The sequence below is a fragment of the Streptomyces sp. JB150 genome (assembly GCF_011193355.1).
Classification (GTDB): domain Bacteria; phylum Actinomycetota; class Actinomycetes; order Streptomycetales; family Streptomycetaceae; genus Streptomyces.
Genome location: NZ_CP049780.1, coordinates 6,768,681 through 6,795,352, shown reverse-complemented (window position 1 = coordinate 6,795,352; position 26,672 = coordinate 6,768,681). Strand labels below are relative to the sequence as shown.

Here is a 26,672-nt window from a genome sequence, read left to right as displayed (position 1 = left end):
GCGAGCGGCGTCTGGTGCCGCGCATCGCAAGGCGGAGGAGGGAGTCGACGCGATGGGGGTGCCCCCGCGCGAGCGCAGCCGAGCGTGGGGGAGTCGGCGACCGACGACAACGCGGCGAGGCACGGTGCCAGACGCCGGGAGCCCGGCATGATCGGCGAGGCGCCCCCTAGGGCACGCGCTGGCCCTTCCCGAGGGCGATCACCCCGTTCTTGGAGACGGTGTACAGCTCGGCGTCGCGCTCCGGGTTGACGCCGATGGTGGCGCCCGGCGGCACCTCGACGTTCTTGTCCAGTACGGCGCCCCGCACCACCGCGCCCCGGCCGATGTGCACGTTGTCGTGCAGCACCGAGCCCTGCACCACCGCGCCGGGGTCGACCACCACCCCGGGCGAGAGCACCGACCGGGTGACCTGCCCCCGGATCAGGCACCCGGCGCTGATGATCGACTCGCCGGCGATGCCGCCCGCGTTGAAGCGGGCCGGGGAGAGCTGGCCGGAGTGGGTGTAGATGGGCCAGCTGCGGTTGTAGAGGTTGAAGGCGGGGCGCTCGGCGATGAGGTCCATGTGGGCGTCGTAGTACGCGTCGAGGGTGCCGACGTCCCGCCAGTACCCCTGGTCGCGGCTGGTCTCGCCGGGCACGTGGTTGTCGCCGAAGTCGTACAGCTGCGCCTCGCCGCGGTCGGTGAGCTGGGGCAGGATCGAACCGCCCATGTCGTGCGCGGAGTTCTCGTCCTCGGCGTCCCGGTGCAGGGCCTCGATCAGGGCCTTGGTGGTGAAGATGTAGTTGCCCATCGAGGCGAAGACGCAGTCGGGCCGGTCCGGCAGTCCGGGAGGGTCGGCCGGCTTCTCCAGGAAGCGTTCCACCGTCCGGCCGTCCGAGCCGGGGGTGATCACGCCGAAGGACGACGACTCGGCGCGCGGGACGCGGATCCCGGCGACGGTCACCCCGGCGCCGGACTCGATGTGCTGGGCGAGCATCTGCCGCGGGTCCATGCGGTACACGTGGTCGGCGCCGAACACCGCGACGTACTCGGGCCGTTCGTCGTAGATCAGGTTCAGGGACTGGAGGATGGCGTCCGCGCTGCCCAGGTACCAGCGCGGGCCGAGGCGCTGCTGGGCCGGGACCGGGGTGACGTAGTTGCCGAGCAGGCTGGACATCCGCCAGGTGGTGGTGATGTGCCGGTCCAGGGAGTGCGACTTGTACTGGGTCAGCACGCAGATGCGCAGGATGTCGGCGTTGACCAGGTTGGACAGGACGAAGTCGACGAGGCGGTAGGTGCCGCCGAAGGTGACCGCGGGTTTCGCGCGGTCGGCGGTCAGGGGCATCAGGCGTTTGCCCTCGCCTCCCGCCAGGACGATTCCGAGCACCGAAGGACCCCCACGACGCATGGCCGCTCCCCTCACGCTGGTTGCCGAAGAACCTGCCCGTGCATTCGCGGAACAATCCTGTTCGAGGACCGCGGCGGTGTGCGGCCCGCCGCACGGCTCGCCGCGCTACGTCCCCTTGACGACGTGTTCGTAGAGCCGGACCGTCCGCCGGGCGACCGTGTCCCAGCCGAACTCACCGACTGCCCGCTCGCGTCCCGCCTCCCCCATCCGCCGGGCGCCCTCCGGGTCCCCGAGCAGCGCGTCCAGGGCCCGGGCGAGGCCGCGTTCGAAGTCGTCGTCCGCCGGCACCAGGAGGCCCGTCTTGCCGTCCGCCACGACCTCCGGGATGCCGCCGACCCGCGAGGCCACGACGGGCGTGCCGCAGGCCATCGCCTCCAGGTTGACGATGCCGAGCGGCTCGTACACCGACGGGCAGACGAACACGGCCGCGTGCGTGAGGAGTTGGACCACCTCGGGACGCGGCAGCATCCGCGGGATCCAGTGCACGCCCTCGCGCACCCGGCTCAGCTCCTGGTACAGCTCGCGGAACTCCCGGTCGATCTCCGGGGTGTCGGGCGCGCCCGCGCACAGTACGACCTGGGCGGCCGGGTCGATGTGCCGGGCCGCGCGCAGCAGGTGGGGCACGCCCTTCTGGCGGGTGATGCGGCCGACGAACAGCACGTAGGGGCGGGCCGGGTCGACGCCGAGGCGGTGCAGGACGTCGGTGGCCGGATCGGGCCGGTACAGCTCGGTGTCGATGCCGTTGTGGACGACGTGCACGCGGGCCGGGTCCAGCGCCGGATAGCAGGCGAGGATGTCCTCGCGCATGGCGCCGGAGACGGCGATCACCGCGTCGGCGGCCTCGACGGCGGTGCGCTCCGCCCAACCCGACAGGGCGTAGCCGCCGCCCAGTTGCTCGGCCTTCCACGGCCGCAGCGGCTCCAGCGAATGGGCGGTGAGCACGTGCGGGACGCCGTACAGCAGCTTGGCGAGGTGACCGGCCAGGTTGGCGTACCAGGTGTGGGAGTGGATGAGGTCGCGGCCCTCCAGGGCGGCGGCCATGGCGAGGTCCACGGAGAAGGTGCGCAGCGCGTCGTTGGCGCCGTCCAGGGTCGACCAGGGGCGGTGGCGTACGACGCCCGCGGCGCGCTCGGCCGAGGAGACCTCGCCCCAGCAGTGCACCCGGAGGTCGACCAGGGAGCGCAACTCCCGGGCCAGGAACTCCACATGGACCCCCGCGCCGCCGTACACGTCCGGCGGGTACTCCCGGGTCAGCAGTCCCACGCGCACCCGCGGCTCCCTGTCTCGGTGACTGATCTCCTCATGGTCTCCCGGATGCGGCGCGCGGGGAAGACCGCGGGGGGCGGGTGAAGCAGCAGTCGCCGCACACTCCCCCGCCGGGCACCCGGTAGTAGAGGCAGCAGCTGCGGCGCCGGAACGCGGTGCCGGTGAGGGTGCCGGTGTCCGCGAGGAGGGGGTGGGCGAGCAGGGCGGCGGTCAGGGAGCGGGCCCGGTCTGCGGCGTCCGGGCGGCCGTGCGTGCGCGCCCAGGTGTCCAGGGTGCGCGCGGTGCCGGCCAGCGCGGAGGCGGCGTTGCCTCGCAGCAGACCGGGCGCGAGGCGGTAGCGGGCGCGCAGGGCGGCGGCCAGCGGGACGAGGTGGCCGTGCAGCACGGCGCCGGCGAGGGCCGCCGCGTCGCCCTCCCGGCCCGGCGGGCGCACCGCGGTCAGCCACAGGTCGTCGGGGGCGCTCCCGTCGGGGTCCCAGCACAGCAGTCCCGGATCGAGGTCGGGGACACGGCCGTACAGCGCGGCGCAGCCCAGGGCGGCGGACCACAGCCGGGCGGCGAGGCCCAGGTGGGCCACGGAGGCGGCGATCCGCGGCTCGGGGGCGCGCAGGGCGTCCGTGACCTTGCGGATCCGGACGTCCAGCGGGTCGCCGCCGGACGCCTCCATCGGGTCACCGCCGGACGCCTCCCGCGCGTGACCGGCGTACGCGTGGGCGAGAGTCGGCAGGGGGCCGCGCGGCGGCGCACCCGTGCGCAGCGGGAAGAAGCCGCCGAGCGGGCGGAGTGCGGCGAGTTCGGGGTCGAGGTCCACGAAGAGCAGTAGTACCAAGCCCCCTAGGGGACGGCCTCGGGGGGCTGGACCGGTCGGCGCCCGCCTTGGGGATGACCCCGTCCCTGCCGTACTCCATCGGCAGTAGGACGCAGTGTGTGCTCAAGGACGACGACGGGGAACAGGTCGGCGCGGCATCGTGTTGGCATGGAAGCCGACCGCTCGCCGCGCCGGGCCGCGCGCCCCCGCCTCACGCAGAGGAGCAGCCGATGAGCGCCCTCGCGTTGTCCGTCCTCCTGTCCCTCGTGTCCGCCGTCGCGTACGCCGGCGGGGCGATCGTGCAGGAGCGCGTCGCGGTGTCCTCGCCGGACGGAAGGCAGTACGCGCCGCTGCGCCGGCCGATCTGGTGGGCGGCGGTGGCGCTGAACGGCCTGGGCGGACTGCTGCACGTGGTCGCGCTGGCCTACGGCCCGCTGAGCCTGGTCCAGCCGCTCGGCGCCCTCACCATCGTCTTCGCCCTGCCCATGGCCGCGCTGTTCGTGCGCCGCAAGGCCGGGGCGGCCGCCTGGCGCGGCGCGCTCATGGCGACCGTGGGCCTGGCCGGACTGCTGTCGCTCGTCGGCGCGGCCGACACCCAGTCGCTGCGCGGACCGCAGCAGATCACCGTCTTCCTGGTCACGGCCGGCGCGGTGACCGCCCTGATGATCGCGGGCCGCGCCGCCCACCGGCACCCGGCGGTGCGCGCCCTGCTGCTGGCGACCGCGTCCGGTGTCGCGTTCGGCATGTCCTCCGTCTTCACCAAGACGGTCGCGGCCGACTGGACCGGCGGGGTGTCGGCGGTCGATCTCCCGCCCCTGGCCGCCATCGGCGTCCTCGCCACGGCCGGGCTGATGCTGTCCCAGGCCTCTTACCGGGGCGCCGGGCTCGCCGCCCCGCTGGCCACGCTGACGGTGGCCAACCCGGTGGTCGCGGCGGCCGTCGGCATCACGATGTTCGGCGAGAGCTTCCGCTACGGCACCACCGGCACCGTCCTCGCGCTGGGCTGCGCGGTGGTCGCGGCGGGCGGCCTGATCCTGCTGACCACGGAGCGCATCGCCCGCGACGAGACCCGGACGCGGCCGGAACCGGCTCAGCCGGGACTGCCCGCCCCGGCGGCGGGCTCCGGTGTGACGGTGCCGGTGCCGGTCACGGTGCCTGCCCGCGCCGGGTCCGGGACGGCCGTACTCGCCCCTGTCCCGTCGGCGAAGGCCGTGCCGGTCTCCGCCTCGTCGGGGGCGGCCCTGGCGATGGCCGCCGGCCCCTCTCGGGCAGCCGCCGCGGTGACCGCGGGCCTACCCCGGACAGCCGTCGCGGTGGCCGACGGCCCACCCCGGACAGCCGTCGCGGTGGCCGACGGCCCACCCCGGACAGCCGTCGCGGTGGCCGACGGCCCTCCTCGGGCGGCCGTCGCGGTGCCCGCTGCCCCGGCCGCCGGCCCGGTGGGCCCGGATCCTGTCACCGCCCGCGGCGCAGTCCCCGCATCCGGCCGGACGGCCGCCGTGCCCGCCGCCCGGCGGCGGGAACCGGTCCCCGTGACCGCCGCGCCGTCCGCGCGCGCAACGCCGTCCACGCAGTTCGCCCAGTCCACGCCGTCCGTGCCCTCCGCGCCGGAAGCCGGCCCGGACGGCGCGTACGAGAGCCGGGCGCCGTCCGGCGCCGTCCCGCTGCGCCGGACGCCGTACCGGAACCTCCTGTGCGGCGTGTCCTACGTACCGCTGCCGGCTCTCGCCGACCGGCACCGCACACGCCTCACATCCTGACCCCGCCGGCCCGGAGATAGGCGATCGGGTCGACGTCCGAGCCGAACCCGGGCCCGGTCCGCACCTCGAAGTGCAGGTGCGGGCCCGAGCTGTTCCCGGTGGAGCCCGCGCGGCCGATGCGCTGGCCGGCGCCCACCGGCTGCCCGGCCTTCACGGAGATCGCGGACAGGTGCGCGTACTGGGTGTAGCGGCCGTCGCCGTGCCGGATGACCACCTCGTAGCCGAAGGAACCGCCCCAGCCCGCGCTCACCACCCGGCCCGCCCCGACGGCCTGCACCGAGGTCCCGGTCGGCACCGGGAAGTCGACGCCCGTGTGGTAGCCCTTCGACCAGCTGGAACCCGTCGCCCGGTACGGCGTGCCGAGCGCGCCGCTCACGGGGGCGACGAGGGAGCCGGAGGTCTTCTTCTCCGGCGACGCCTCCCTGGTCCGCTCCCGGGACTGCCTCTCGGGCTCCCTCTTCGGTGCCTTCCGCGCCTGCTCCTTCGGCCGGGGCGCGACCGTCGCCGGGGCGCCGGACGCCTTGGCGCGCAGGCTGAGGCGCTGGCCGGGGACGATGAGGTCGGGGTCGGTGCCGATGGTCGAGCGGTTCGCGGCGTACAGGCCCTGCCAGCCGCCCCGGACGCGCTGTTCGTCGGCGATGGCGGAGAGCGTGTCGCCGCGCACCACCGTGTACATCTCGGCGCGGCCCGCCCGGGACTGGGGGGTGGTCTGCGGCCGGACGTCCGCCACCGGCCGCGTGGCGGGCCGTGCCGACGTGCCGCCGTCGGGCCGGATGTCCGGGCTCCCGCCGCCGCGCGTCAGCCCGGCCTCCCGCGAGCAGGTGGGCCAGGCGCCGGGGCCCTGCCCGTCGAGCACCTTCTCGGCGACGGCGATCTGCTGGTCCTTGGTGGCCAGATCGGCGCGCGCCGCGTACGCCGTGCCGCCGTAGGCCTCCCAGGTGGACTGGCTGAACTGGAGTCCGCCGTAGTAGCCGTTGCCGGAGTTGATGTTCCAGTCGTTGCTCGACTCGCAGGCGGCGACCTTGTCCCAGGTCCCCACGTCGGCGGCCTGAGCGGCGCCGGCACCCACGAACGGGAGGGCCATCCCGGCCCCGCCCGCCGTGACGGTGAGTGAGGCGCGGTTGATCCTGTTCGGCTGATACCGGCGGTGCCGGCCGCGTACGGCCATGGAGTGCCCCCTCGACGAGCGTCAGGAGGGCCAAAAGTAGGCGGCCGTAACAGGCCATGACAAGACAGCTATCGGCCGCCTTGCGCACGCCTCGTCACCGCGTGGCGGGCTCGGTTGACGACCCGTCACGCGGGAGTGGCCGGTGTGACCTGCCGGGGGGACTGAGTACCCCCGGCCGCCGCATCCGTATCAGCCGACGCCCCCGCGGAAGGAGCCCGGTGTGCGCTCGGGGAACGGGCGCGTCAGGATGGCCCGAGGCAGCACATTGAGCGCGGAAGCACGTCGAGCACGACCGGCACCACCCGATACCGGACAGCTAGGAGCCCAGCGTATGAGCACGTCAGCCCAGATCGGCGTCACGGGACTCGCGGTCATGGGCCGCAACCTCGCCCGCAACTTCGCCCGCAACGGCTACACGGTCGCCGTGCACAACCGGACGGCGGCGCGCACGCGCGCGCTGGTGGAGGAGTTCGGACACGAGGGCGAGTTCGTGGCGGCCGAGACCGCGAAGGAGTTCGTGGCGGCGCTGGAGCGGCCCCGCCGGCTCGTCGTCATGGTGAAGGCCGGTGAGCCGACCGACGCCGTGATCCACGAGTTCGCCCCGCTGCTGGAGCCGGGCGACATGATCATCGACGGCGGCAACGCGCACTTCGCCGACACCCGGCGCCGGGAGCGCGAACTGCGCGAGAAGGGCATCCACTTCGTCGGCACCGGCATCTCCGGCGGCGAGGAGGGCGCGCTCAACGGCCCGAGCATCATGCCGGGCGGCTCGAAGGAGTCGTACGAGTCGCTGGGCCCGATGCTGGAGCGGATCTCCGCGAAGGCGGCCGACGGGACGCCCTGTGTGACGCACGTCGGCCCCGACGGCGCCGGACACTTCGTGAAGATGGTGCACAACGGCATCGAGTACGCCGACATGCAGCTGATCGGCGAGGCGTACCAGCTGCTGCGCGACGTCGCCGGGTACGAGCCCGCGCGGATCGCGGAGATCTTCCGGACGTGGAACACCGGCCGCCTCGACTCGTACCTGATCGAGATCACCGCCGAGGTGCTGTCCCACGTGGACGCCGCGACGGGCGAGCCGTTCGTGGACGTGGTCGTGGACCGGGCGGAGCAGAAGGGCACCGGCCGCTGGACCGTCCAGATCGCCCTCGACCTGGGCGTCCCGGTATCGGGCATCGCGGAGGCGGTGTTCGCGCGGTCCCTCTCCGGGCACGCCGCGCTGCGCGAGGCCTCGCGCGGGCTGGCGGGCCCGGCGCCGTCGCCGCTGGGCGAGGCGGAGGCGGCGGCCTTCGCGGACCGGGTGGAGCAGGCGCTGTACGCCTCGAAGATCGTGTCGTACACGCAGGGTTTCCACGAGATCGCGGCGGGCAGCGAGGAGTACGGCTGGGACATCGACCTCGGCGGGGTCGCGTCCCTGTGGCGCGGCGGCTGCATCATCCGCGCGGCGTTCCTCGACCGGATCCGCGCCGCCTACGACGCCCGTCCCGACCTGCCGAGCCTGCTCTCCGACGAGACGTTCGCGCGGGAGATCGCGGCGGCGCAGGACGACTGGCGGGACGTGCTGGTCGCGGCGGTGCGGCAGGGCGTGCCGACACCGGGGTTCGCGGCGGCGCTGGCGTACTACGACGCGCTGCGCGCCGAGCGGCTGCCGGCGGCGCTGACGCAGGGGCAGCGGGACTTCTTCGGGGCGCACACGTACCGGCGGACGGACCGGGACGGGTCGTTCCACACGCTGTGGGGCGGGGACCGGTCGGAGGTGACCGCCTGAGCCTCGCGCCCCGGACACGAAGGCGGTGGACGTGCCCCGCGGGACACGCCCACCGCCTTCCGCTATGCCGCTCGTCGCTCGTCGCTTGCCTCTGCCCTCTCAGCTCAGGGGCGGGCCGGGCTCCGGGTTCGGGACCGGCTCGGGGCCCGGCGGAATGGGCGACGGGTCGGGGCCCGGCGGGACCGGTGACGGGTCGGGCCCGGGACCGTAAGGCCCCGGGTGCGGGGGCGGCGGGGTCGGCTCGGGACCCGGGGTCGGCTCGGGAGCCGGGGGCTCCGGCGTCGGCACCGGGTTCGGGGGCGGCTCGGGGTGCGCCGGGTCGGGGCCCGGGGTCGGGGGCGGCTGTACGGGATCCGGGTAGGGGTTGGTCACGGTGTCCTCCGGCCAGTCGGTGAACGGTGGCTCTGGACTACTCCCCCGCGTACCCGGCGTCCCGTCCGGCACTCACCCGCGGGCGTCAATACGGCGGTCCAGGTGGCCTCACCCGGCGAGCGCGCGGCGCCCACCGCCGCTGTGGCGCCCGCGGGGCGTCGGTGCCCGGCCGCGGCGGGCTGGACCACACCGGCACCCCGGTCGTAGTGACCGTCCGGCCCCGCGGTCCGGCTCAGAACCGGTCGGGGTGCGCGACCAGCCACTGCTTCGCCGCGCGCAGCAGCTCGGGGTCGGCCGCGGGTGCCTCGTCGGGGTGGCGTTCGGCCCACTTGACGACGTACGGGCACAGCGGGGCGACGGGGTCGCCCTCACGGGCGGCGAGGGTGTACAGCTCACGGGCCAGGGAGCCCGCGATGCCCTTCCCCTCGTGGGCCGGCTCCACGATCGTGTGGACGGGGACCAGGGCGCGCGCCGGGTCGTCGAGGACGAAGTACTCGATGCGTCCGACGACCTCGCCCTCCGCGAGGGCTTCCAGGCGGCCCGCCGCCCGGTCGTCGCGGATCTCGATCGCGATCTCGCTCATGGGCACGCTCCTGGTCCGTCGGTCAGGCCCGTACGGCCTGCGGGCTGCGCTGCTGGCCCGAGCCCGGCACCGGCTCCCCGGGGTCGCTGCCGAGGTCCACGATCCGGTTGTCGCGGTCCACGTGCACCACCCGGGGCCTGAGCGCCCGCGCCTCGGCGTCGGTCACCTGAGCGTAACTGATGATGATCACCAGGTCTCCTGGGTGCACGAGGTGCGCGGCCGCCCCGTTGATCCCGACGACCCCGGACCCGCGCTCCCCCTCGATGACGTACGTCTCCAGCCGGGCGCCGTTGGTGATGTCGACGATGTGCACCAGCTCACCGGGCAGCAGATCGGCGGCGTCGAGCAGATCCGCGTCGATGGTCACCGATCCCACGTAGTGCAGGTCGGCCTGGGTGACGGTGGCGCGGTGGATCTTGGACTTGAACATGGTACGGAACACGGAGTCTCCCGAGGTGTCTGCTCCCTGCCTGCTTAGGCCAGGTCAAGGGCGGTCCTCGGCAGGGTACAACCGTGGGCGCGTCCGGTCGGCGCTCGCCCGGTGTCTCGCGGCTCACGTCGGCCGGAGGCCGCGGATCACGCCGGCCGGACGCCCCCCGGCTCAGCCGGTCGCCAGTTCTCCGAGGAGTTTCCAGGTGCGGCGCCGGTCGGCGTCGCCGGTCAGGTCGGTCGTCGTGAACACCACGTCCGTCGCCCCGGCCGCCCGGTAGCGCGCGACCTCGGCGGCGACGGTCTCCTCGTCGCCGATCACCGCCAGGTCGGCGGCGCGGGTGCCGCCGGACAGGTGGATGACCCGCTCGTAGGAGGGGAACCGCTCGTAGAACCCGAGTGCTTCGACGGCCTTCTCCCGGGCGGCTTCGACGTCGGCGGTGACCACGCCGGGCACGAACGCCACGATGCGGGGTGCCGGCCGGCCCGCCGCCTCGGCGGCGGCGGTGACGGCCGGGACGATGTGTTCGGCCAGGGCGCGCGGGCCGGCCAGGTAGGGAAGGATGCCGTCCGCGAGTTCCCCGGAGACGCGCAGCGCCTGCGGTCCCATGGCGGCGACCAGGATCGGCACGGGCGGTACGGCGCCCGGGACCGCGGCGGGCAACGGCGTGCGGGCGGTGAGCAGTTCGCCGTGGAAGTCGGCGCTGCCGGTCTCGAGGAGTTGGCGCAGGGCGGTGAGGAATTCGCGGAGCAGCCGGACGGGGCGCTCGTGCGGGAGGCCGAAAGCCGTCTCCGTGACGTACTTGGTGCCCAGGGCGAGTCCGAGGTGGTACCGGCCGCCGGTCGCCGCCTGCGCGGTCTGCGCCTGGCTGGAGACGAGCAGCGGATGGCGGCCGAAGACGGGGATCGCGGCGGTCCCGACGTGCAGCCCGGGGACCTCACGGCCGACGACCGCGGCGAGCGTGGGAGAGTCGTAGGAGAGGGTCTGCCCGAACCAGACGGAACGCAGTCCGGCGTCGTGGGCCTCCCGTGCCAGCAGCACCGTGCGGTCGATGTCCTGTTCGAGGGCGAGCGCTAATCCGAGAGTCATACCCACACCAACCGGCGTGCCCGGGACCGGCATTCCGGGTGGTGTATGACGAGTTCGTGGCGGGCGTGTGACGGGCTTCGGCGCGACCGCCCCGCTTCGGGCTTCGGATCCCACCGCGTCCCCGCGTCCGGCTTCGGGGCCCACCGCGACCCCACGTCCGGCTTCGGGGCCCATCGCTACCCCGCGTCCGGCTTCGGCGCGACCGCGTCCCCGCGTCAGTGCCGGGCGGTGCCGCCGGCGCCGGCGAAGGGGACCTGGGCGGCGGGGCGTGCGTCGGCGGGGTCGCGGAACGGGTGGGTCCACAGTCCTCGCGCTTCGAGCCTGGGCAGGACTCCCTCGCCGAACCAGTACGCCTCCTCCAGGTGCGGGTAGCCGGAGAGGACGAACTCGTCGATGCCGAGCGCGTGGTACTCGGCGATCCGGTCGGCGACCTCCTCATGGCTGCCGACCAGGGCCGTGCCCGCGCCGCCGCGCACCAGTCCGATGCCGGCCCACAGGTTGGGGTGGATCTCCAGGTTGTCGCGGCTGCCGCCGTGCAGGGCGAGCATGCGGCGCTGGCCCTCGGACTCGCTGCGGGCCAGGCCCGTCTGGACGGCCTTGACGGCCTCGGGGTCGAAGCCGTCGAGCAGCCGCCGTGCCTCGGCCCAGGCCTGCTCGGCGGTGTCGCGGGTGATGACGTGCAGCCGGACGCCGAAGCGGAGGGTGCGCCCCTCCTTCTCGGCCAGCGCGCGGATCCACGCGATCTTCTCGGCGACGGCGGCGGGCGGTTCGCCCCAGGTGAGGTAGACGTCCGCGTGGCGGGCGGCGACCTCGCCGGCGATCGGCGACGAGCCGCCGAAGTACACCTCCGGGACCGGGTCGGGGACGCGGGCCAGCGTGGCGCCCTCGACCCGCAGGTGCTCGCCGGTCAGGTCCACCGTCCCGCCCTGCCACAACTGCCGCACCACCTCCAGGAACTCGCCGGTGCGGCGGTAGCGGGCGTCCTTGTCGAGGAAGTCGCCGTAGGCGCGCTGTTCGTGGCTCTCCCCGCCGGTGACGACGTTGAGCAGCAGCCGTCCGCCGCTGTGCCGCTGGAAGGTGGACGCCATCTGCGCGGCCAGCGTCGGGGAGACGAAGCCGGGCCGGAAGGCGACCAGGAACTTCAGCCGCTCGGTGTGGCGGCTGACCATCGCGGTGGTCAGCCAGGCGTCCTCGCACCAGGCGCCGGTCGGGGTGAGGGCGCCCGTGAAGCCCAGGTCCTCGGCGGCGCGGGCGATCTGGCTGAGGTAGGCGACCGTCGGGGGCCGGTCGCGGCCGGCGGCGCCGGCGGGGGTGCCGTGGCCGCCGCCGACGACGTGCCGGCTGTCGCCGTTGGTGGGCAGGAACCAGTGGAAGGTGAGGGACATGGGGGTCTCCGTTCGGGGGCGGGCGTCTACAGCAGTCCGTGCCGGGGCGGGCGGGTGCCGTTGAGGGTGTACCGGCCGATGTGCTGCACCTTCCAGCGGGCCGGGTCGTGCAGGGTGTGGGTGCGGGCGTCCCGCCAGTGGCGGTGCAGGTTCAGGGAGTCGAGCGCGGCGCGGGTGCCGGCCACCTCGAAGAGGGCGCTGCCCGCCTCCACCGCGGCCTCGGCCGCCGTCACCTTGGCCGCGGCGACCGCGATCGAGGCCTCGGCGGCCGTGTCGTCGGTCAGGTCGGCACGGGCGGCGTCCACGGACCGCGCCGCCGCGGCGAGCAGCGCCTCGGCGGCCCGCACCCTGATCGCCAGTTCGCCGAACCGCTGGATCAGCAGCGGGTCGTCGGCGGCGGTCGGGTGTCCCTCGTCGACGCTCTCGAACCAGGGGCGGCTCCTGGTGCGGACGAAGTCGGCCGCCTCCGCCAGTGCGCCGGAGGCGATCCCGGCGTCGATGGCGGCGTGCAGCAACTGGGCGACCGCGCCATGCAGTTGCGGTCCGCGGAAGGTGAGGTGGTGCGGTACGACCCGGTCGGCGGGGACGGGCACCGACTCCAGGCGGACGGTCCCGCTGGCGGTGGTGCGCTGGCCCATGCCGTCCCAGTCGTCGACGACCGTGAGCCCCGGCGCCTCCCGCGGGACGAACGCCACGTGCAGGTTGTCGTCGTCGGCGCGGGCGAGGACGGGGATCCAGTGGGCGAAGAGGGCGCCGGTGGAGTAGTGCTTGACGCCGTCGAGGAGGTACGAGCCGTCCGGCCGGCGGGTGAGGCGGGTGCGGATGTCCTGCACGTGCCGGGTCCCCGCCTCGGACTGGGCGTTGCCGAAGCGCTTGCCGCGCAGCACCTCGCCGAAGAGGAACCGTTGCTGGTCGGGTGTTCCCTGCCGGCGCAGCACGTTGACGTACACGAAGTGGCTCTGCGGGATCTGGGCGAGGCTGGCGTCGGCGGCGGCCAGCCGCCGGAAGATTTCGGCGAGGGTCTCGGTGCGGACGTCGGCGCCGCCGAACCCGGCGGGCACCGTCACCCCGAGCAGCCCGGAGGCTGACAGCCGTTCCAGCTCCGCGCGCGGCAGCCGGCGCAGCGCGTCGCGCTCCGCGGCGCCCTTGCGGAAGTCCCCGGCCAGCTCGCCGGCGACGTCGAGGGCCTCGGCGTCGCCGGCGATCACGTGCGGGGCGCTCATCCGGCGGCCGCCAGCAGGGTCGTACGGCCGCCCAGGGCGAGCGAGAACTGGTCCGTGACCTGGGCGAGGGCCTCGGCGGAGGCGGGCGCGACGGTCAGCGAGCCGTCGTCGGCGACCGTGATGTCCTTGTCGAGGGTGAACCAGCCGGGGGTGATGTGCGCTGCTCCCAGGGAGGCGAGGACCGGGCGCAGGGCGTAGTCGATGGCCAGGACGTGGGCGGTGGTGCCGCCCGTGGCGAGCGGCAGCACGGTCTTGCCGGCCAGGGCGTACTGCGGGAGGAGGTCCAGCAGTGACTTCAGCAGCCCGGAGTAGGCGGCCTTGTAGACCGGGGTGCCGATCACCACGCCGTCCGCCTGGGCGAAGAGCGCGGTGGCCTCGGCGATCGCCGGGTGGCCGAGGTGCGCGTGCAGCAGGGCCTCGGGCGGGAGGGTGCGGACGTCGAGGGGGACGACCTGGTGCCCCTGGGCGACGAGCCGGTCGTCCAGGTGGCGCAGCAGGCGTGCGGTGCGGGAGGTGGCGGAGGGGCTGCCGGAGACGGAGAGGACGGTGGCCATCGGAGCGTGGACCTTTCAGGAGTACCAGGTGGGCTGCGGCAGTTCGCCGGTGAGGACGTGGCGGCCGACCTCGCGCCGCTTGTAGGCGACCGGGTCGTGCAGGGTGTGGGTGCGGACGTTGCGCCAGAAGCGGTCGAGGCCCTCCGCGGAGGCGGTGGCCCGTGCGCCGGTCACCTCGAAGATGCGGTTGGTGACCTCCAGGGCCACGTCGGTGGCGCGGGCCTTCACGGCGGCCACCCGGACCTCGAACTCGCCGCGGGCCTTCTCGGTGACGGCGTCGGGGTCGTCGTGCAGCTTCTGGCCCTCGGCGGCCACGGCGTCGGCGAGGGCCTCGACGGCCCAGAGCTTGGCGGTGAGGTCGCCGTAGATGTCGATGACGTACGGCTCGTCCACGGCGCGCTCGTGGCCGCCGTGCAGCCAGGGCCGGGACTTGGTGCGGGTGTAGGCCGCGGCGGTCTCCAGGGCGCCGGCGGCGATGCCGAGGTAGAAGTTGACGAAGACCAGCTGGATGGTGGGCACGTTGAGGGTGTTGTAGACGCGCGGCCGGAACCGCTTGTCGACGTAGCCGGCCGCGGCCGACCAGGGGACGCGGACGGCGTCGAGGGTGACGCCGCCGCTCTCGGTGAGGCGCTGGCCGATGTTGTCCCAGTCGTCGTGGAAGGTGAGGCCCTCGCTGTCGGACGGGACGATGGCGAAGACGTGGTCGTCGGTGCCCTCCAGGACGCCTTCCAGGACGGTGACGTCGGAGACCTTGCTGCCGGTGGAGAAGGACTTGCGGCCGGTGAAGGTGAGGGTGTCGCCCTCGTCGCGCACCACCACGTCGTCGTCGCGGGGGTTGACCGCGCCGCCGAAGAACCACTGGTTGCGGGCGGCCTCGGCCTCGACGTGCTCCCACTGTTCGCGGGTGCCGACGAGGCGGGCGGCCCAGTTCCACAGGTAGTGGTAGCCGAGCAGCTGGCCGATCGAGCCGTCGGCCTTGGCGACCTCGCGGACGACGCGGTAGGCGGTGGTCCAGTCCTGGCCGGCGCCGCCGTGCTCGACGGGCCCGAGGAGGGTGACCAGGCCGGCCTCCTTCAGCAGCCGGACCTCGGCGTGCGGGGTGGCGCCCGCCTTGTCGCGGGCCGCGGCGTCGGAGGCGAGGACGGCGGCGACCTCGGCGGCGCGGGCGATCCAGCCCTCGGCGTCGCTCGGGGCGGGGACGGACTTCCAGTCGGCCGGTGCGGTGATGCTCATGGGGTTTCCTCTCGGTGCGGTTCGCGCCGCGTGCGGGTGCGGTCGCGTGCGGGGTGCGGGTGCGGTCGCGTGGGGGTGCGGGTGCGGGTGCGGTGCCGGTGGGGACGGTGGGGAGGCGTGCGCCGGCGCGTCGCGGGCGGAGGCGCGTCGCGGGCGCACGGGCCGGCCGGTCAGGAGTGGGCGGGGACGGGCTCGGACTGCGGCTGCTGCGCCTCCAGCTCGCGGACCAGGGGCAGGACGCGCTTGCCGAAGTACTCGACCTCCTCCAGGTAGTGCAGGAAGCCGAGGAGGAAGAGATCCACGCCGAGCCGCTTGTAGGCGACGATCCGCTCGGCGATCTGCTCGGGGGTGCCGATCAGGCCGGTGCGGAAGCCGTCGTTGTACTGGACGAGGTCCTCGAAGCTCGAGTCCTGCCACATGCCCTTGCCGTCGGCGGTGGACGGGCCGGCCTGCCGGACGGCGTCCCGGAAGCCGTGGACGGCCGGGGTGTCGGCCTTGGCGACGATCTCGCGGAGCGTGTCGCGGGCCTCGGCCTCGGTGTCGCGGGCGATGAGGAAGCCGTTGAGGCCGAACTTCGGCGGCGTGCGGCCGGCCCGGGCGGCGGACGCGCGGATGTCGCCGAGCTGTTCGGTGACGCCGTCGAAGTCCTTGCCGTTGCTGAAGTACCAGTCGGAGACGCGGCCCGCCATGGCGCGGGCGGCGGTGGAGTTGCCGCCCTGGAAGATCTCCGGGTGCGGGCGCCCGGGGACGGCGACGGGCTTGGGCTTGAGCGTGAAGTCACGCAACCGGTAGAAGTCCCCGGCGAGTTCGGTGTGGTCCTCGGTCCAGATCTGGCGCAGGGCGCGGATGAACTCCTCGGAGCGGCGGTAGCGCTCGTCGTGCTCGAGCCAGGGTTCCCCGAGGGCGGTGAACTCGCCCTTGAACCAGCCGCTGACGACGTTCACGGCGAACCGGCCGCCCGACAGGTGGTCGGCGGTGGCGCCGAGTTTCGCGAGGACTGCGGGGTGCCACAGACCGGGGTGGACGGCGGCGATCACCTTCAGCCGCTGGGTGGCCAGCAGCAGGGCCAGGCTGAAACTGGTCGACTCGTGCTGGAACTCGGCGCCGTAGCCGGCCATGTAGCGGACCTGGCTGAGGGCGTAGTCGAAGCCGCTGTTCTCGGCGAGGACGGCCAGTTCGCGGTTGTAGTCGTAGCCCCAGTCGGTGCGCTGCTCGATGGTGCTGGTGACCAGGCCGCCGCTGACGTTCGGCACCCAGTAGGCGAAGCGGACGGGATCGGATCCGGGCGGTACGGACATGGGGAACTCCTGGCATGAGAACGCCCGCGGGAAAAGGCACGCAGGCGTGAGAAGGAAAGGTGTGCGGTGGCCGGGACAACGGGCGTGCGGGGACGGCGTTCCCGGGAAAGCCGCGAGCGTTACGGCAGACGGCTCACGGGGGAATTCACGAGGGCGGACTCGAAAGGAGACCGGCGCGAGTGCGAGGGTTTCCCTCGGGTGGGCTCGGTGGCCTCAGACCCGGCGGCGACAGCAGGAGCTGGAGACACGCGCGAGGTCGACGTGGCGTCGCCGCGTGAGGTCCTGTCGCTTCATGTCATCGATCAAAGCAGCGGCACGTCGGGCGGGTCAAGAATGCCCGGAGCCGTTTCCGCGTACTGACAGAAGTTATTCACGAGGTTGTGACAGGGATTCCCTTGAACCCGCCCGGCGGCCGGCGGCAGTCTCACGGTCGTGCGTATCGAACAGCTCGAATACATCGCGGCCGTCACGCGCTCGGGGTCGCTGCGGCGGGCCGCCGAGGAGCTGCACCTGTCCCAGCCGGCGTTGAGCGAGACCGTGCGCAATCTTGAGCGGGAGCTGGGCGTGGACCTGCTGGAGCGCAAGCGGTCCGGGGCGAAGGTCAGCGACGAGGGCCGGGAGCTGCTGCCGTACATCATGAGCGTGCTGGACGCCGTCGACCGGCTGCGCGGCGCGGCCGGTGACCAGCATCGCATCAGCCGTATGGTCCGGCTCGGCACGGTCAACACCGCCACGGTGCCGCTGGTGATCCCGACCGTGCGGGAGTTCCGGTCCGCCCACCCGCGCACCCAGGTGGAACTGGTCGGCGCGCAGCAGTCCGAGATCCACCGCGGGCTGCTGGAGGGCGCGTTCGACCTGGGGCTGGTGAACTACCTCGGGGGCGACGACATGCCGCCCGGCTTCGAGACGACGGAACTGCTGCGCGGCCGCCCGGTGGTGTGCGTGCACGCGGACAGTCCGCTCGCCGCCCGGGAGGCGGTGGACGTGGACGACCTGCTGGCGCAGCCGCTGATCGTGATGCGGTCCGGTTATGTGATGCACCGGTTCGTGCACCGGCTGCTGGGCGGCCGTACGCCGTCCTTCTCGTACTCCACCGACGGCGCCGAGATGGGCAAGCTGATGGTCGCCGAAGGGCTGGGGGCGACCGTGCTGCCCGACTTCAGCGTCATCGGTGACCCGCTGGAGCGCCGCGGCGCGATCACCGTGCGGCCGCTCGCGGGTGACGCGACCGATGTGCTGCTGGTCCTGCAGAGCCGTCCCTCCGGGCGGGTTCCCCGGGCCGTCCGCGCGCTGCACGCCCTGTTCGTGCGCAACGCCCGCGCGTACGGCGGCGTCGCGTGAGCACGCCGGGCCTGCGCGCCGCGTTCCGGAGAGTGGACGCCCGTTGGTGCGGAGCCGGGACTGAGGTAGGAATAGGACTCATGACTTCCGAGCCCTTGGTGCGACGCCTGGTCATCGACCTGTGCCGGCGCCCGGGTTCGTGTTGTCGCTGACCCCTTTCTCCTGACGCGCCCTGCCGTGCGGTGACATCACCCGCACCGGGCGGTCGGCCCGCGCCCTGTCACCACGGCGCGCGCTTCCCCCCTTTCTTGCTTCGGTTCTCCCCTTCCCCTTCGGCTTTCCCCGGTCTCTCCGACCGGCATGACTTCCGGCCGGGACGGGCCGCCCCCTGACCGCGGCGGCCGCTCACGTTCCGGCGCCCCTGGAGGACGTCCGTGTCCCTGACTCCCATTCTGCTCGAATCCGCCGACCCGGCCGGCGCGCCGCCCGAACCCCCGCGGCGGGCCCGAAAGGCGGCGGCGCGCGTGCGCCGTGCCGCGCTGCCGCTCGGCTCGCTCCTGTGCTTCCTCGTCCTGTGGCAGCTGCTGGCGGCGAGCGGGACGTGGAGCGAGACCCTGGTCCCGCCGCCGGCCGCGGTGTGGGACGCGTTCGTCGACCTGTCCACCACGCACGACGGCGTACGGGGCTACAACGGCACCACGCTCGTCGAGCACCTGGGCATCAGCCTGCGGCGCATCACCATCGGCGCCGGCATCGGTGTCGCCGCCGGGGTGGTGTTCGGGCTGCTCATGGGCACCGTCGGCCGGCTGCGCGCCCTGTTCGAGCCGTGGATCACGTTCCTGCGCACCCTGCCGCCGCTGGCGTACTTCTCGCTGCTGATCATCTGGCTGGGCATCGACGAGGCGCCGAAGGTCACGCTGCTGGCCGTGGCCGCGTTCCCGCCGGTGGCGGTGTCCACCACCACGGCCGTCACCGCCGTACCGAAGAGCCTGATCGAGGCCGCCCGCGCGCTCGGCGGCTCGCGGTGGGACGTCGTCCGGGACGTCGTCGTGCCGTCCGCGCTGCCGGAGACGCTCACCGGGATCCGGCTGGCCGTCGGTGTGGCCTACTCCTCCCTGGTCGCCGCCGAGCTGGTCAACGGTCTGCCCGGGATCGGCGGCATGGTCAAGGACGCCGCCAACTACAACAACACGCCGGTGGTGCTCGTCGGGATCATCGCCATCGGCGTCTCCGGGCTGGTCATCGACGGCCTGCTGCTGCGGCTGGAACGCGCGGTCGTTCCGTGGCGCGGTCGCGCGTAGCCCTCACCCCGACCTCTCCCGTTCCCCCGTCTCCCGTTCCCCGTCTCCCGTTCCCCCGTCTCCCGTTCCCCCGTCTCCCATCCCCTCTTGCCTCACCCCATTCCTCACCCGCACAGAAACGGTTCCACCATGTCCCCTGCCTCACGAGGCCCGTCTCGTCGTCTCCTCCTCGCCGGCGCCCTGGCGACCGTGTCCGCGGCCGTCACCGGCTGCTCGTCCGACGGCGAGGCGTCGGCGTCCGGCGGCTCCAAACGGCTGCGCATCGGCTACTTCGCCTTCCCCAGCGGCGACCTGCTCGTGAAGAACGGGAAGCTGCTGGAGAAGGCCCTGCCGGACCACGAGATCACCTGGATCAAGTTCGACTCCGGTGCCGGGGTCAACCAGGCCTTCATCGGCGGGTCCCTCGACATCGCCGCGCTCGGCTCCAGTCCGTTCGCCCGCGGGGTGTCCGGCGACTCGCCCATCCCGTACAAGGTCGCGTGGATCCTCGACGTGGCGGGCGAGAACGAGGCCCTGGTGGTGCGCAAGGCCACCGGCATCACCGACGTCGCCGGGCTGAAGGGCAGGAAGATAGCCACGCCCTTCGCCTCCACCTCGCACTACAGCCTGCTGGCGGCGCTGGAGAAGGCGGGCCTGCGACCGTCGGACGTGCAGCTCATCGACCTGCAGCCGCAGCCGATCCTGGCCGCGTGGCAGCGCGGGGACATCGACGCCGCGTACGTCTGGCTGCCGACCCTCGACGAACTGCGCGCGACCGGCACCCGGCTCACCAGCAGCAAGGAGATCGGCGCGGCGGGCCGGCCGACCCTCGACCTGGCCGTCGTGTCGGACGACCTGATCGCACGGGACCCGAAGGCCATCGACGTCTGGCGCAAGACGCAGGCCGAGGCGCTGCGCCTGCTCAAGTCCGACACGGACGGCGCGGTGCGGGCGGTCGCGGCGGAACTCGGCATCGGCGCGGCGGACGCCAGGGCGCAGCTGTCGCAGGGCGTTTTCCTCACGCCGGAGCAGGTGGTCTCCGCCGACTGGCTGGGCACCGAGGGCCGTCCGGGCAAGCTGCTCGGTTACGTCACCGACACCGGGCGGTTCCTGGCCGGCCAGCGGCAGATCGCCGCCGCGCCGTCCGAGGACGTCGTCCGCAAGGCGTTCTACCTGAAGGGGCTGCCCGATGTCGTCGAGTGAGACCGTGGTGACCCCCGCCGGAGCGGGCGCGGCGGCGGAGGGATCCGTCCGCCTCGACGACGTCGTCCACCGCTACGGCCGGGGCGGCGAGACCTTCACCGCCGTCGGGCCGGTCGACCTGACCGTACCGGCCGGGGAGTTCCTGGTCCTCGTGGGTGCCTCCGGCTGCGGCAAGAGCACCCTGCTGCGGCTGATCGCCGGTTTCGAGCGGCCCACGCGCGGCTCGGTGCGGGTGTCCGGCGCGGAGCCGCGGCCCGGCCGGGCGGCGGGGGTGGTGTTCCAGACTCCGCGGCTGTTCCCGTGGCGGACCGTGGGAGGCAACATCGACCTGGCGCTGCGGTACGCGGGAGTGGACCGCGCCCGCCGGCCGGAGCGGCGCGCGGAGCTGCTGGCCCGGGTCGGTCTGGAGGGCTCGGAGAAGCGGCGCGTCTGGGAGATCTCCGGCGGCCAGCAGCAACGTGTCGCGATCGCCCGCGCGCTGGCGGCCAAGAATCCGCTCCTCCTGCTCGACGAGCCGTTCGCGGCGCTGGACGCGCTGACCCGGGAGCGGCTCCAGCAGGACCTGCGCCGCATGACCGACCGGACCGGGCGCACGGCGGTGTTCGTGACGCACTCCGCGGACGAGGCGGTGTTCCTCGGTTCCCGCATCGTGGTGCTGACCAAGGGCCCCGGGACCGTGGCCCTCGATCTGCCGGTTCCGCTGCCGCGCGGCGAGACGGACCCCGAGGAGCTGCGTCGCTCCGAGCGGTTCGCCGAGTTGCGCGCGCAGGTGTCCCACGCGGTCAAGGCCGCCGCGGCGGCCTAACCCCTCACCCCCCACCTCACCCCCACCCGCACACCCAGGAGAGGAAATTCACGTGAGCGTTCTCAGCGAGCGGCCCGCCCTGACCCGGCTGCCCCTCACCCCGCTCGGCCCCCGCTTCGGCGCGGAGATCGACGGTCTGGACCTCGGGCGCCTCGACGACGACCAGGTCCTCGCGCTGCGCGAGGCACTGGTGACATACAAGGTGCTCTTCGTGCGCGGTCAGCACGGCCTCGACGACGCGGCGCAGATCGAGTTCGGCAGGCGCCTCGGCGAAGTGACCGTCGGACATCCCGTCCACGACTCCGGTGACGTGGCACCCGAGGTGTACTCCCTGGACAGCCAGGACAACGGGTTCGCCGACGTCTGGCACACCGACGTGACGTTCGTACGGCGCCCGCCGGCCATCTCGGTCCTGCGTGCCGTGGTGCTGCCGCCCAACGGCGGCGACACCAGCTGGGCCGACAGCCAGCTCGCCTACGAGTCGCTGTCGCCGGGCCTGCGCGCCCACGTCGACACGCTCACCGCCGTCCACGACGGCAGCCGCGAGTTCGGCTACTACCTCGCCCAGCGCCGGCAGGGCCGGGGCAACCTGTGGGAGGGCGAGGTGTTCATGGAGCTGCAGCCGGTGGAGCACCCGGTGGTGCGGGTGCACCCGGAGACCGGCCGCAAGGGCCTGTTCGTGAACCCCGGCTTCACCTCCCACATCGTGGGTGTCTCGGAGCACGAGAGCCGGGGCCTCCTCGACATCCTGTACGCCCACCTCACCAAGCCGGAGCACGTCGTACGGCACCGGTGGCGGCCGGGTGACGTCGCGCTGTGGGACAACCGCAGCACGGCCCACTACGCCAACCGCGACTACGGCGACCACCACCGTGTCATGCACCGCATCACACTGCGCGGGGACGTCCCGGTCGGCCCGGCGGGCGCCCACGGCTGAGCGGCCGCGCGCCCGGATCCGCCGGTCAAGCTCTGAAGTCGCTCAAGTGACGATTGGCGAGGTGATCATCAGGGGCATCCCCCACGCACATGCACATCGGCACGGCACACGGGGGTGCGACCCATGGAGTTCCTGACGATCGCGATCGTCGTCCTGATCGCGGTGATCGCCGTCTTTGGCCGGGGCGGGCGCCGGTCCTCGCGGCGGGGCGGGTCCTGGTGGGACGGCGGCCACGGCGGAAGCGGCGGTGGCTGGTCCTGCGGCGGCGGATCGTCCTGCGGCGGCGGGTCCTCCTGCGGGGGCGGGGGCGACTGAGGCGTCCCCGCCCCGCCGGGGCGCCGGGTCAGCCGGTGCGGCCGGGCAGCCGGACGACCTGGACGAAGAAGTCGTCGATCTGACGGACGGCGGCGATGAACTGGTCCAGGTCCACCGGCTTGGTGACATAGGCGTTGGCGTGCAGCTTGTAGCTGCGCAGGATGTCCTCCTCGGCCGCGGAGGTGGTGAGGACGACCACGGGGATGAGGGACAGATCGGGGTCGGACTTGATCCGCTCCAGCACCTGGCGGCCGTCGTACTTCGGCAGGTTCAGATCGAGCAGGATCAGGTCGGGCCGCGGCGCGTCGGTGTGGTCGCCGCGGCGGTAGAGGAAGTCCAGGGCCTCCTCGCCGTCGCGGACCACGTGCAGCGTGTTGCCGATCTTGTTGTCCTCGAACGCCTCACGGGTCATCAGCTCGTCGCCCGGGTCGTCCTCGACGAGGAGGACGTCGATGGGGGTGGCGGCGGGGGTGCTCATGTCAGGGCCTTTTCCTCGGTGCGCGTGCCGGCCGGGACCGGCGTGTCGGCGGTGACCCGCAGAGTCAAGCAGAAGCGGGTACCGCCCGTGTAGGCGGTGTCGATCCAGATCCTGCCACCATGGTGTTCGGCGATCTTCTTGCACAGGGCCAGACCGATGCCCGTACCACCGTAGGCGTCCCGGCTGTGCAGCCGCTGGAAGATGACGAAGACCTTCTCGGCGAACTCCTCCGGGATGCCGATGCCGTTGTCCGTGACGGTCAGCCGCAGGCTGTCCGCCTCCTCCGGGTCAAGATCGCAGGTGACGGTCACGTGCGGGGCCGTCTCGGGGCGGCGGAACTTCAGGGCGTTGCCCACCAGGTTCTGCCAGAGCATGGTGAGCAGGGTCGGGTCGCCGACGATCTCGGGCATCCGCTCGGGGCGGTCGATGCGGGCGCCGGTGTCCTCCACGGCGCCGGCCAGGTTCGCCAGGGCCTTGTCCAGCGCCTGGTCCAGGGAGACGGGCACGCGCGCGTCGTTGAGGCGGCCGACCCGGGAGAAGGTCAGCAGGTCGTTGATGAGCACCTGCATCCGCTTCGCGCCGTCGACGGCGAAGTCGATGTACTGCCGTCCGCGCTCGTCCAGTGCGTCCCCGTACCGCTTCTCCAGCAGCTGGCAGAACGAGGCGACCTTGCGCAGCGGCTCCTGGAGGTCGTGGGAGGCGACGTAGGCGAACTGTTCCAGTTCGACGTTGGAGCGGCGCAGTTCGACGGCCTGCGCGTTGAGGTCGGCGGCCTGCCGGGTGAGCATCTGCTGCTGCTGGCGGGAGGCGTCGAGTTCGGTGACGATGCGCCTGCGCATGCCCTCGACGTCGCCGGCCAGCGCCGTCACGTCGACGGGGCCGCCGCCGGTGATGACGTACGAGAACTCGCCGCCGGCCACGCGGCGCGACGCGGTGCGCAGCGCCTCCAGGGGACGGGTCACGAGGAGCCTGACCAGGACGGCGAGCGCCACTCCGGTCAGCAGGAAGACGACCACCATGCCGACCAGTACGGAGTCGCGGACCGTGCGCTCGTGGGCGAGGAGGTCCCGGCCGTCGCGGACCGTCTCGGCCAGCCGGGCGCTCTGCTCGGCCAGCCGGGCGCGCACCTCGTCGAACTGCTGCTTGCCGCGCTCGGCCGCCCGCGGGTCGATCCGCCGGGGCTCGCCGGGCCGGACGGAGGCGGCGAGGGGTTCGGCGTAGCCGCGGCGCCAGGCGGCCGCCTGCCGCTCCACGGCGCGCAGGTCGGCGAGGAGTTCGGGCCGGTCGCCGAGGAGCGTGCGCAGCCGGGCGGCGGCGGCCGCCTCGTCCCTTTTGCCCTCGGTGTAGGGGAGGAGGAACTGCTCGTCGGCGGTGATGGCGTAGCCGCGGATGCCGCTCTCCTGGTCGACGAGGGCGGCCTGCAGCCGGTAGGCCTCGGTCTGGGCCGGCTGGACGCGCTGGAGCAGCCGGTCGGACACGTCGGCGGTGCGGTCCAGCAGGTTGGTGCCGACCACGGTGCCGAGCAGGACCAGCAGCGCCATGAGGGCCAGCACGAGGTAGAACCAGCCCTGCACCGTCAGTTTGCGGCCGCTCCACACATCGGCTCTGCGTTCCGTCACCGTGTTCCAGGTCGACACTCGTCCCACTCGTCTCACTTGTTCAGTTCCAGCTCAGATGGACAACGGCCACGTCGTCGGCCAGACCGCCCTGCTCCTCGGCGAGTTCCTCGGCCTTGCCGATCAGACGGTCCACGAAGGCCTCGGACGGCAGGCCGGCCGCGCTGCGGGCGAGGGCCAGCAGGCCCTCCTCGCCCAGGCGCTGCGGGCCGCGGCTGACGTGTCCCTCGAACAGCCCGTCGGTGAACAGGACCACCGAGTCGCCCTTGGGCACCGGCAGTTCCGCGATCGGCCAGGTCGCGCCGCCGGGGAGCATGCCGAGCGCCGGCCCGCCGGGCACCTCGATCCACTCGACGTGCTCACGGCCGCGCCGGAGCAGCCCGTGGTGACCGGCGCGGACGACGTGGGCCCGCTGTTCGCCCGGTACGGCGGCGAGGCTCACGAGGGTCGCGAAGACCTCCTCGCGAGCCCGTTCGGCGACCAGCAGTTCCTCCAGCCGGCTCATCTGCTCGGAGCCGGCGACACCGCTGAGCACCAGGGTGCGCCAGGCGATCCGCAGGGCGACGCCGAGCGCCGCCTCGTCGGGGCCGTGTCCGGAGACGTCGCCGACGAGCGCGTGCACGGTGCCGTCCGCGTCCTGGACGATGTCGTAGAAGTCGCCGCCGAGCAGCGCCTGGGCCCGGCCGGGGCGGTAGCGGGCCACGACGTGGACGCCCTCGCCGCGCAGCAGCGGGCGGGGCAGCAGGCCGCGTTCCAGACGGGCGTTCTCCTGGGCCTGCATCTGGCTGGCCTGGAGGGCGACGGCCGCCTGCTCCGCCTGCTTGCGCTGGATCGCGTACCGCACCGCCCGGCCGAAGAGTTCGGGCTCGACGCGGCCCTTGACCAGGTAGTCCTGTGCGCCGGCCGCGACCGCGGCAAGGCCGGTCTCCTCCTCGGCGAGCCCGGTGAGGACGACGATCGCGACCTGCTCGGCGCGGGCCCGCAGCAGGGAGACGGCCTCCAGGCCGTGGGCGTCCGACAGATGCAGGTCGAGCAGGACGCAGTCGGGCGTCTCGGTGGAGAGCAGCTCGGCGGCCTCGGTCAGCGACCGGACCCAGCGCAGCCGTATCTTCAGGGCGCTGTCGGCGACCAGTTCCTCGACGAGCAGCGCGTCACCCGGGTCGTCCTCCACGAGGAGGACGGACGGCTCGGGCCGTTCCCATTCCGCCTCGGCTCCCGCCCGGGCCGCTCTGATCAGCTCGGCAGCGCGAGCCTGCGACGTCACCATCGTTCCGACCTTCCCCGCCCCGTATCCGCCGTCCGCCGTCCGCGCGTCACCGGGCCACGGCGGTCGGCCGTGGGCGCGGCGGCTTCCGGATCTTCACCATTCACCCGCAGGATGCCCCAAGGACCCTCACCTGTTCGCAGCCGGGGTCCGGGCGACGAGGTCGCGGACCCGGCGGGGGCCGGCGGCGGGGATCCCGGCGTACCCCTCTGTGCGGCGGCGGCCCGCCGGAGCCGGCGGGCCGCCCGGGCCGGGCGGGCGCGTCCGTCACGGCGCGGGCAGCAGGTCCGCGCGCAGGCGCGCGAGCAGCCTGCTGAGCAGACGCGAGACGTGCATCTGGGAGACGCCCAGGCGCTCGCCGATCTCCGCCTGCGTCCGTTCCTCCACGAAGCGCAGGTGCAGCAGGAGACGTTCACGTTCGTCCAGTTCGGTGATGCGCGGTGCCAGGGCGTGCAGGTCCTCCACGAGGTCGAAGGCCGCGTCCTCGCTGCCGACGAAGTCGGCCAGGGCGGACTCCCCGTCCTCGCTCTGCCCTATGGCCGCGTCGAGCGAAGCGCAGGTGTGGCCGTTGGAGGCCAGCATCGCCTCGACGACCTCGTCCTCGGGCAGGCTCATCAGCTGGGCGAGTTCGCGGACCGTGGGGGTGCGGCCCAGCCGGCCGGTGAGTTCCTCGGTGGCGCGGGCGAGGTGGACGCGGGCCTCCTGCAGGCGGCGGGGCACGTGCACGGCCCAGGTGGTGTCACGGAAGAACCGCTTGATCTCGCCGACGATGTAGGGGATCGCGAAGGTGGTGAACTCGACCTCGCGGGAGACCTCGAAGCGGTCGATGGCCTTGATGAGCCCGATGACGCCGACCTGGACGATGTCCTCCATGTCGTCCTTGGCGCGGCCGCGGAACCGGCCGGCCGCGAACCGCACGAGCGACAGGTTCATCTCGATGAGCGTGTTGCGCGCGTACTGGTACTCGGCGGTGCCTTCCTCGAGTTCGGCCAGCCGCTGCAGGAACAGCCGGGTGAGCTGCCTGGCGTCCCCCGGCGCCACCTGGGCGGGGTCGTCCAGCTCCGGAAGCGTGGTCGCATCCGTACCCGTGTCAGTCGTCACCGACGTCGTCATCGTCCGCCCATTCCCGTGATACCGGCAGTCCTCGTCGGCGCCTACCCGCAACT

The 26,672-nt window shown here is 73.5% G+C and carries 24 protein-coding genes; 8 read left to right on the top strand and 16 right to left on the bottom strand.

Features of this window, described 5'->3' with window-relative positions:
* Nucleotides 1-166 precede the first annotated feature (166 nt).
* The 3 genes from glgC to G7Z13_RS30935 form a co-directional block, all read right to left on the bottom strand.
* Nucleotides 167-1,387, bottom strand: a complete 1,221-nt coding sequence (gene glgC / locus G7Z13_RS30945) for a glucose-1-phosphate adenylyltransferase (protein ID WP_166003732.1) — start codon at nucleotides 1,385-1,387, stop codon at nucleotides 167-169.
* A 105-nt stretch (nucleotides 1,388-1,492) separates the two neighbouring features.
* Nucleotides 1,493-2,656: a glycogen synthase gene (glgA, locus tag G7Z13_RS30940; RefSeq protein ID WP_166003730.1), complete on the bottom strand. Its 1,164-nt coding sequence runs from the start codon at nucleotides 2,654-2,656 to the stop codon at nucleotides 1,493-1,495.
* Nucleotides 2,657-2,687: 31 nt separating this feature from the next.
* The gene (locus tag G7Z13_RS30935) at nucleotides 2,688-3,482 is read right to left on the bottom strand and encodes a (2Fe-2S)-binding protein (protein ID WP_166003728.1); all 795 of its coding nucleotides are present in this window, start codon (nucleotides 3,480-3,482) and stop codon (nucleotides 2,688-2,690) included.
* Between the two features lie 209 nt (nucleotides 3,483-3,691).
* Here G7Z13_RS30935 and G7Z13_RS30930 point away from each other — a divergent pair, with 209 nt between their 5' ends.
* A complete protein-coding gene (locus G7Z13_RS30930) occupies nucleotides 3,692-5,221 on the top strand; it encodes a DMT family transporter (RefSeq protein ID WP_166003727.1) in 1,530 nt (509 codons plus the stop codon).
* Here G7Z13_RS30930 and G7Z13_RS30925 read toward each other — a convergent pair.
* Nucleotides 5,211-6,389 carry a transglycosylase family protein gene (locus G7Z13_RS30925; RefSeq protein ID WP_166003725.1) on the bottom strand — a complete coding sequence of 393 codons (1,179 nt, stop codon included), beginning with the start codon at nucleotides 6,387-6,389 and terminating at the stop codon, nucleotides 5,211-5,213. The two genes, G7Z13_RS30930 and G7Z13_RS30925, sit on opposite strands and share 11 nt — an antisense overlap.
* A 331-nt stretch (nucleotides 6,390-6,720) precedes the next feature.
* On the opposite strand from G7Z13_RS30925, the gene gndA reads away from it, so the two are divergent.
* Nucleotides 6,721-8,160, top strand: a complete 1,440-nt coding sequence (gene gndA / locus G7Z13_RS30920; protein WP_166003723.1) for an NADP-dependent phosphogluconate dehydrogenase — start codon at nucleotides 6,721-6,723, stop codon at nucleotides 8,158-8,160.
* Between the two features lie 604 nt (nucleotides 8,161-8,764).
* Here gndA and G7Z13_RS30910 read toward each other — a convergent pair.
* The 8 genes from G7Z13_RS30910 to sfnG form a co-directional block, all read right to left on the bottom strand.
* The gene (locus G7Z13_RS30910; RefSeq protein WP_166003721.1) at nucleotides 8,765-9,115 is read right to left on the bottom strand and encodes a GNAT family N-acetyltransferase; all 351 of its coding nucleotides are present in this window, start codon (nucleotides 9,113-9,115) and stop codon (nucleotides 8,765-8,767) included.
* Nucleotides 9,116-9,137: 22 nt separating this feature from the next.
* The gene (panD, locus tag G7Z13_RS30905; protein ID WP_166003719.1) at nucleotides 9,138-9,557 is read right to left on the bottom strand and encodes an aspartate 1-decarboxylase; all 420 of its coding nucleotides are present in this window, start codon (nucleotides 9,555-9,557) and stop codon (nucleotides 9,138-9,140) included.
* Nucleotides 9,558-9,716: 159 nt separating this feature from the next.
* A complete protein-coding gene (locus G7Z13_RS30900; RefSeq protein WP_166003717.1) occupies nucleotides 9,717-10,634 on the bottom strand; it encodes an LLM class F420-dependent oxidoreductase in 918 nt (305 codons plus the stop codon).
* A gap of 215 nt (nucleotides 10,635-10,849) precedes the next feature.
* Nucleotides 10,850-12,019: an LLM class flavin-dependent oxidoreductase gene (locus G7Z13_RS30895; RefSeq protein ID WP_166003715.1), complete on the bottom strand. Its 1,170-nt coding sequence runs from the start codon at nucleotides 12,017-12,019 to the stop codon at nucleotides 10,850-10,852.
* A 26-nt stretch (nucleotides 12,020-12,045) separates the two neighbouring features.
* Entirely contained in the window at nucleotides 12,046-13,242 is a 1,197-nt protein-coding gene (locus G7Z13_RS30890) for an SfnB family sulfur acquisition oxidoreductase (protein ID WP_166003713.1), read from the bottom strand.
* Nucleotides 13,239-13,796 (bottom strand): NADPH-dependent FMN reductase, encoded by a 558-nt coding sequence (gene ssuE, locus G7Z13_RS30885; RefSeq protein ID WP_166003711.1) that lies wholly within the window; start codon nucleotides 13,794-13,796, stop codon nucleotides 13,239-13,241. The genes G7Z13_RS30890 and ssuE overlap by 4 nt, the downstream gene beginning before the upstream one ends.
* A gap of 15 nt (nucleotides 13,797-13,811) precedes the next feature.
* Nucleotides 13,812-15,029 carry an acyl-CoA dehydrogenase family protein gene (locus G7Z13_RS30880; RefSeq protein WP_166003710.1) on the bottom strand — a complete coding sequence of 406 codons (1,218 nt, stop codon included), beginning with the start codon at nucleotides 15,027-15,029 and terminating at the stop codon, nucleotides 13,812-13,814.
* 170 nt (nucleotides 15,030-15,199) lie between these two features.
* Entirely contained in the window at nucleotides 15,200-16,327 is a 1,128-nt protein-coding gene (gene sfnG / locus G7Z13_RS30875) for a dimethylsulfone monooxygenase SfnG (RefSeq protein WP_166003708.1), read from the bottom strand.
* A 432-nt stretch (nucleotides 16,328-16,759) separates the two neighbouring features.
* Between sfnG and G7Z13_RS30870 the strand changes: the two genes are divergently transcribed.
* The 6 genes from G7Z13_RS30870 (at nucleotide 16,760) to G7Z13_RS30845 (ending at nucleotide 22,148) form a co-directional block, all read left to right on the top strand.
* Nucleotides 16,760-17,668, top strand: a complete 909-nt coding sequence (locus tag G7Z13_RS30870; protein ID WP_166003706.1) for a LysR family transcriptional regulator — start codon at nucleotides 16,760-16,762, stop codon at nucleotides 17,666-17,668.
* A gap of 380 nt (nucleotides 17,669-18,048) precedes the next feature.
* Nucleotides 18,049-18,909, top strand: a complete 861-nt coding sequence (locus G7Z13_RS30865) for an ABC transporter permease (RefSeq protein ID WP_240926549.1) — start codon at nucleotides 18,049-18,051, stop codon at nucleotides 18,907-18,909.
* A 129-nt stretch (nucleotides 18,910-19,038) separates the two neighbouring features.
* Nucleotides 19,039-20,091: an ABC transporter substrate-binding protein gene (locus G7Z13_RS30860; protein WP_166003704.1), complete on the top strand. Its 1,053-nt coding sequence runs from the start codon at nucleotides 19,039-19,041 to the stop codon at nucleotides 20,089-20,091.
* Nucleotides 20,078-20,896 carry an ABC transporter ATP-binding protein gene (locus G7Z13_RS30855; RefSeq protein ID WP_166003702.1) on the top strand — a complete coding sequence of 273 codons (819 nt, stop codon included), beginning with the start codon at nucleotides 20,078-20,080 and terminating at the stop codon, nucleotides 20,894-20,896. Before G7Z13_RS30860 ends, G7Z13_RS30855 begins: the two co-directional genes overlap by 14 nt.
* A gap of 52 nt (nucleotides 20,897-20,948) precedes the next feature.
* Nucleotides 20,949-21,833, top strand: coding sequence for a TauD/TfdA family dioxygenase (locus tag G7Z13_RS30850; protein WP_166003700.1), 885 nt, complete (start codon nucleotides 20,949-20,951; stop codon nucleotides 21,831-21,833).
* Nucleotides 21,834-21,956: 123 nt separating this feature from the next.
* Nucleotides 21,957-22,148 (top strand): hypothetical protein, encoded by a 192-nt coding sequence (locus G7Z13_RS30845; protein WP_166003698.1) that lies wholly within the window; start codon nucleotides 21,957-21,959, stop codon nucleotides 22,146-22,148.
* A gap of 28 nt (nucleotides 22,149-22,176) precedes the next feature.
* On the opposite strand, the gene G7Z13_RS30840 is transcribed toward G7Z13_RS30845, so the two are convergent.
* The 4 genes from G7Z13_RS30840 to G7Z13_RS30825 form a co-directional block, all read right to left on the bottom strand.
* Entirely contained in the window at nucleotides 22,177-22,626 is a 450-nt protein-coding gene (locus G7Z13_RS30840; protein WP_166003697.1) for a response regulator, read from the bottom strand.
* Nucleotides 22,623-24,167, bottom strand: a complete 1,545-nt coding sequence (locus tag G7Z13_RS30835; RefSeq protein WP_166005470.1) for a sensor histidine kinase — start codon at nucleotides 24,165-24,167, stop codon at nucleotides 22,623-22,625. Before G7Z13_RS30835 ends, G7Z13_RS30840 begins: the two co-directional genes overlap by 4 nt.
* A gap of 118 nt (nucleotides 24,168-24,285) precedes the next feature.
* Nucleotides 24,286-25,509 carry a fused response regulator/phosphatase gene (locus tag G7Z13_RS30830; protein WP_166003695.1) on the bottom strand — a complete coding sequence of 408 codons (1,224 nt, stop codon included), beginning with the start codon at nucleotides 25,507-25,509 and terminating at the stop codon, nucleotides 24,286-24,288.
* A 264-nt stretch (nucleotides 25,510-25,773) separates the two neighbouring features.
* The gene (locus G7Z13_RS30825; RefSeq protein ID WP_166003693.1) at nucleotides 25,774-26,619 is read right to left on the bottom strand and encodes a SigB/SigF/SigG family RNA polymerase sigma factor; all 846 of its coding nucleotides are present in this window, start codon (nucleotides 26,617-26,619) and stop codon (nucleotides 25,774-25,776) included.
* Between the last annotated feature and the right edge of the window lie 53 nt (nucleotides 26,620-26,672).

Excerpts from the sequence above, each read along its gene's own strand:
- glgC (WP_166003732.1), bottom strand. The coding sequence starts at position 1,387 with ATGCGTCGTGGGGGTCCTTCGGTGCTCGGAATCGTCCTGGCGGGAGGC.
- G7Z13_RS30930 (WP_166003727.1), top strand. The coding sequence starts at position 3,692 with ATGAGCGCCCTCGCGTTGTCCGTCCTCCTGTCCCTCGTGTCCGCCGTC.
- G7Z13_RS30925 (WP_166003725.1), bottom strand. The coding sequence starts at position 6,389 with ATGGCCGTACGCGGCCGGCACCGCCGGTATCAGCCGAACAGGATCAAC.
- gndA (WP_166003723.1), top strand. The coding sequence starts at position 6,721 with ATGAGCACGTCAGCCCAGATCGGCGTCACGGGACTCGCGGTCATGGGC.
- G7Z13_RS30910 (WP_166003721.1), bottom strand. The coding sequence starts at position 9,115 with ATGAGCGAGATCGCGATCGAGATCCGCGACGACCGGGCGGCGGGCCGC.
- G7Z13_RS30900 (WP_166003717.1), bottom strand. The coding sequence starts at position 10,634 with ATGACTCTCGGATTAGCGCTCGCCCTCGAACAGGACATCGACCGCACG.
- G7Z13_RS30895 (WP_166003715.1), bottom strand. The coding sequence starts at position 12,019 with ATGTCCCTCACCTTCCACTGGTTCCTGCCCACCAACGGCGACAGCCGG.
- G7Z13_RS30890 (WP_166003713.1), bottom strand. The coding sequence starts at position 13,242 with ATGAGCGCCCCGCACGTGATCGCCGGCGACGCCGAGGCCCTCGACGTC.
- ssuE (WP_166003711.1), bottom strand. The coding sequence starts at position 13,796 with ATGGCCACCGTCCTCTCCGTCTCCGGCAGCCCCTCCGCCACCTCCCGC.
- G7Z13_RS30880 (WP_166003710.1), bottom strand. The coding sequence starts at position 15,029 with ATGAGCATCACCGCACCGGCCGACTGGAAGTCCGTCCCCGCCCCGAGC.
- sfnG (WP_166003708.1), bottom strand. The coding sequence starts at position 16,327 with ATGTCCGTACCGCCCGGATCCGATCCCGTCCGCTTCGCCTACTGGGTG.
- G7Z13_RS30860 (WP_166003704.1), top strand. The coding sequence starts at position 19,039 with ATGTCCCCTGCCTCACGAGGCCCGTCTCGTCGTCTCCTCCTCGCCGGC.
- G7Z13_RS30855 (WP_166003702.1), top strand. The coding sequence starts at position 20,078 with ATGTCGTCGAGTGAGACCGTGGTGACCCCCGCCGGAGCGGGCGCGGCG.
- G7Z13_RS30845 (WP_166003698.1), top strand. The coding sequence starts at position 21,957 with ATGGAGTTCCTGACGATCGCGATCGTCGTCCTGATCGCGGTGATCGCC.
- G7Z13_RS30840 (WP_166003697.1), bottom strand. The coding sequence starts at position 22,626 with ATGAGCACCCCCGCCGCCACCCCCATCGACGTCCTCCTCGTCGAGGAC.
- G7Z13_RS30835 (WP_166005470.1), bottom strand. The coding sequence starts at position 24,167 with ATGGCGCTGCTGGTCCTGCTCGGCACCGTGGTCGGCACCAACCTGCTG.
- G7Z13_RS30830 (WP_166003695.1), bottom strand. The coding sequence starts at position 25,509 with ATGGTGACGTCGCAGGCTCGCGCTGCCGAGCTGATCAGAGCGGCCCGG.
- G7Z13_RS30825 (WP_166003693.1), bottom strand. The coding sequence starts at position 26,619 with ATGACGACGTCGGTGACGACTGACACGGGTACGGATGCGACCACGCTT.